Origin of the sequence: Flagellimonas algicida, assembly GCF_049629585.1 — a bacterium.
Classification (GTDB): Bacteria; Bacteroidota; Bacteroidia; order Flavobacteriales; family Flavobacteriaceae; genus Flagellimonas.
Window position 1 is genome coordinate 1 of sequence record NZ_JBMYIX010000008.1, and the last position, 668, is coordinate 668.

1 protein-coding gene is annotated in these 668 nt (G+C 58.8%); it reads right to left on the reverse strand.

Features of this window, described 5'->3' with window-relative positions; all coding sequences use genetic code 11:
- Positions 1-668 (reverse strand): hypothetical protein (locus ACPD8L_RS17240; protein ID WP_423944897.1); only part of this gene is annotated, 668 nt, incomplete at both ends.

Sequence of the window (668 nt, forward strand, 5' to 3'; positions counted from 1 at the left end):
CACTTCCGTGAAGGTGCTGTTCACAATATAAGGGTCGCCAGTGGTACCGCTTCCGCTGACACTGATGTCCGTGCCTGCGTTGACGATGGTCTCCGAACCATCGGCGGCATTGGCCGTGATCTGTGTGTCGACGTAGTTCTTCGTGGCGGCGTCCTGGGCGTTGGTAGGGTCCGTCACGTTCGTGATCGAGGTCCCCGCGCTGTTGCCCTCGGAGAGTACCTCCGATAACGTCTGGTCGTCACTGCCCAAGTTAGCCAAGGGTACCTGTAGGATCCCGTTGCCATCTTCTATCTCAAGGTTCGCCCCACTTACCTCGAAGCGGGTGTTGATCTCATTGGTAACGCTTCCATCGACCTCCGTGAAGGTGCTGTTCACGACATAAGGGTCGCCAGTGGTACCGCTCCCGCTCACACTGATGTCCGTGCCTCCGTTCACGATGGTCTCCGAACCGTCAGCGGTGTTCGCCGTGATCTGCGTGTCCACATAGTTCTTCGTGGCGGCGTCCTGGGCATTGGTCGGGTCCGTCACGTTCGTGATGGATGTACCCGCGCTGTTGCCCTCGCCGAGCACGCTCGCCAGATCCTGTATCTCATTGGTAACGCTACCGTCCACTTCCGTGAAGGTGCTGTTCACAATATAAGGGTCGCCGGTGGTACCGCTCCCGCTCA